The organism is Luteitalea sp. (assembly GCF_044337415.1).
In the GTDB taxonomy this organism is placed as follows: domain Bacteria; phylum Acidobacteriota; class Vicinamibacteria; order Vicinamibacterales; family Vicinamibacteraceae; genus Luteitalea.
This window is the reverse complement of sequence record NZ_JBIINP010000345.1, coordinates 1-3,289: the sequence shown is the minus strand read 5'-3', so window position 1 is coordinate 3,289 and position 3,289 is coordinate 1. Positions and strand designations below refer to the sequence as shown.

The 3,289-nt window shown below is 69.6% G+C and carries 4 protein-coding genes; 3 read left to right on the top strand and 1 reads right to left on the bottom strand.

Annotated features, from left to right (window positions below; translation table 11 throughout):
- A partial coding sequence (locus ACIRDX_RS22075; RefSeq protein ID WP_396627575.1) for a hypothetical protein occupies positions 1 to 734 on the top strand: 734 nt, incomplete at its 5' end.
- Between the two features lie 88 nt (positions 735 to 822).
- Here the strand turns inward: ACIRDX_RS22075 and ACIRDX_RS22070 are convergent.
- The gene (locus ACIRDX_RS22070; RefSeq protein WP_396627574.1) at positions 823 to 1,596 is read right to left on the bottom strand and encodes a hypothetical protein; all 774 of its coding nucleotides are present in this window, start codon (positions 1,594 to 1,596) and stop codon (positions 823 to 825) included.
- A 66-nt stretch (positions 1,597 to 1,662) separates the two neighbouring features.
- Here ACIRDX_RS22070 and ACIRDX_RS22065 point away from each other — a divergent pair, with 66 nt between their 5' ends.
- Together ACIRDX_RS22065 and ACIRDX_RS22060 are read left to right on the top strand one after the other, a co-directional pair.
- Positions 1,663 to 2,304, top strand: a complete 642-nt coding sequence (locus ACIRDX_RS22065; RefSeq protein ID WP_396627573.1) for a family 16 glycoside hydrolase — start codon at positions 1,663 to 1,665, stop codon at positions 2,302 to 2,304.
- Positions 2,301 to 3,289 (top strand): metallophosphoesterase (locus tag ACIRDX_RS22060; protein ID WP_396627572.1); only part of this gene is annotated, 989 nt, incomplete at its 3' end. The genes ACIRDX_RS22065 and ACIRDX_RS22060, both read left to right, overlap by 4 nt.

Here is a 3,289-nt window from a genome sequence, read left to right as displayed (position 1 = left end):
TCCAGCGGCTCGGTCCACCGGCCATCGAGTACACGGCGGAGGAGACCCGCATCTGGCGCGAGGTGAGTCCGAGCCTCGACGCGCTGCACCAGCAACACGCCAGCCGCATCTACCTCGACGCCAAGCGAGCGCTCGGCATCGGCGCCGATGCCATCCCGCAACTCCGGGACCTCAGCGCGCGGCTCTCTGCGGAAACGGGGATGCACCTGGTGCCCGCCGAGGGGCCGATTCCGTACCGCACCTTCTACGGCTACATCGCCGAATCGGGGTTCCCGGTCACGCAGTTCCTCCGGCACGGGTCGCACCCGGAGTTCACGCCCGAGCCGGACATGATCCACGACTGCCTCGGACACGTCCCGCCCCTGATGAACCACGACTATGCGTCGTTGCTCACCAGGCTCGGCCAGGCCTCGATGGCCGCCACGTCAGGCGAGCAGGTGCTGGCGCTCAAGCGATTCAGTTGGTTCAGCATCGAGTTCGGGCTGATTCAGGAGAGCGGCCAGACCAAGGTGTTCGGGGCCGGCATCCTGTCGTCCACGGGGGAGATCCCGTTCTCGCTCTCGGACGATGTGGACCGGCGTCGCTGGAAGACGGAGGAGGTCATTACGACCGACTACGACCCGTCGCGCATGCAATCGACGCTCTTCGTGATCCCATCGTTCGCGTTCCTGCGCTTCGAGGTGGAGCAGGTGATCGCGCGCCTCGGCCTCGACCTCCCACATCCGATGCACTGAAGAACGGCTGCAGACGACAGGCTACAGGCAGCCTGCCGCCCGTAGCCCGTAGCCGTCGGGGCCGGGCTCGGAGAGCCGGCCCTCCCTCCTACAGCCCGAACATCCCGTAGACGAACCACTTCTTCATCGCGTCCTTGTGTGGGGCGACGAGCGTCTTGTTGACGTCGGGAATCCCGACGCCCGGGGTGTCGCCGATGGGCGTGGTCGGTGGCTCGGTGGTCGCCGGGCCCGAGGTCGGCGCATCGGCTGGCGCCGGCACGGTCGTGCCGGTCGCGGCCCCAGCGGCCGCCTTGGCCGCCTCGTTGGCCTTGCTGGCCATGTCCTTGACGGCGTCGAGATTGCCCTCCTTCAGGGCGCCCGCCAGTTCCCGGAAGTCCAGCCCCGTCATCTCGACGCCGGCAGCCTCGTAGAAGCGGGCCTTGACCCAGGCGTACTCCTCCAGCGAGAACCGCTGGGCGTTGAGGGCCTCCACCTGAGCCCGCTTGGCCTCGGCGATCACGCCGAAGATGTCCTTGTAGGCGCCGGCCACCTCGGTGAGGCTGGCGTCGCCCTGGCCGCGGCGCGCCTCGAGGTCCTTGTACTTGGCCTCGAGTTCTGTGGCCCGCGCGCCCATCCGGCCGTGAAGGGCCTCCTGCACGGCCACGAAGCGGGTGACCTGCTCGGGCGTGAGCGCGCCGTCGGTGGGCGAGGTGAAGGGCTGCGTGTTGGTCACCTTGGCGTCGAGTTCGGCGACCTCACCCATCTGGGCCATCGACCCGACGAAGGTCTTCGCGGGGCGGTAGACGAAGTAGTAGAAGGCGGCGCTGGCCGCCACGGTGAACAGGACGAGGCCGAGACCACATCCGATGACGAGTTTCTTCACGCGGCGAACTCCCTGTAGGCTTGGGCCATCGTGCCCTCTCACGCATTCTCAACGAAGACGCGGCGCTTGCTGAACACGACGTCGCCGATCACGCGTCGGGTCGCCCTCGGCCTCCTCGCCGCCGCGGTGCCCGTCCGCCTGCTGGCCGCACAAGCCCCGACGACGGTGCCGCTGTTCGACGGGGCGACGCTGGGCAAGTGGAAGCCGGTCTCGTTCGGCGGCGAGGGCGAGGTCTCCGTCGTTGGCGGCGCCATCAGACTGGAGCGTGGTTACGACCTGACGGGCATCGTGTGGACGGGATCGCTCCCGGGGCCACGGTTCCGCCTCGAGGTCGAGGCCCGGCGCATCGAAGGCTCGGACTTCTTCGCGGCGATCACCGTGCCGGTCGGCGCGGCGCACTGCAGCCTCGTGGTCGGTGGCTGGGGAGGCACGGTGGTGGGATTCTCGAGCCTCGACGGCCTCGACGCGTCGGAAAACGAGTCGAGCAAGACGTTCACGTTCAAGGACGGGCAGTGGTATCGCCTGGCCGTCGAGGTCACGCCCGAACTCCTGCAGGGGTTCGTGGACGGCACACTGGTGACCGAGGCGAAGACCGCCGGGCGCGAGGTGGACGTGCGCATCGAGATGAATCCCTGTCGCCCGATCGGCATCGCCAGCTGGCGCACGACCAGCGACATCCGATCCGTCACCCTGCAGGAGCGCGCATGAGCGGCATCTCGAGGCGCGACTGGTTGCGGTCCGGCCCCGCGGCGCTCGGCGGGGCGCTGGTGGCGACCGAGGCGCATGCCGACGGCGTCGTCCGCCCGCCGCAGGACTTCAAGGTGCTCGGCGCCCCCGTGGTGCAGGCGCTTTCGCCCTCGTCCGTGTCGATCGCGTGGGCGGTCAACGACACGAGCACGGGCTGGGTCGAGTTCGGGGAGAGCGAGGCGCTCGGCTCGGTCGCCGGCGGCGACACCGACGGCCTGCGGCCGCTCGACGCTCGCATCCAGCGCGTGCGACTCGATGGCCTGAAGCCGGGCACGCGGTACCACTACCGGACCGTGAGCGTGCCCATCGCGTGGCTCGGTGCGTACGACATCCGGCGTGGTCGCCCGTTCGAGAGCCGCGCGTACAGCTTCGTGACACCGGATGCCGGCGCCGGCTCGCGCATGCAGGCCGCGATCATCAACGACACGCACGAGCAGCCCGAGACACTGAAGCAGCTGTTCACGCAGCTGGCCGATGCGCCGGGCGACCTGCTCTTCTGGAACGGCGACATGTTCAACGACATCGCCACCGAGCAGCAGTTGGCCGAGCAGTTGCTGTATCCCGCTGGCATGGCGTACGCAGCCAGCCGCCCGGTGTGCTTCGCGCGTGGCAACCACGACGTGCGCGGCGCCGAGGCGCGGGCGCTCGGCCGCATCCTCGACTCACCGGCGGGCCACTACTACTACACGCTGCGTCAGGGCCCGGTGGCGTTCATCGTGCTCGACACGGGCGAGGACAAGCCCGACGACGCGCCGGTGTACGCGGGGCTCGGCACCTTCGACGCGTACCGCACGCGACAGGCCGCGTGGCTGGCCACCGCGCTCGCGCAGCCCGAGGTGCGCGACGCCGCGTTCCGCGTGGTGGTCGTGCACATCCCCTTGTACGGCGAGCAACCGGTGCGCTTCCACGGCGGCGCCGACGCGCGCGACAAGTGGCACGCGCACCT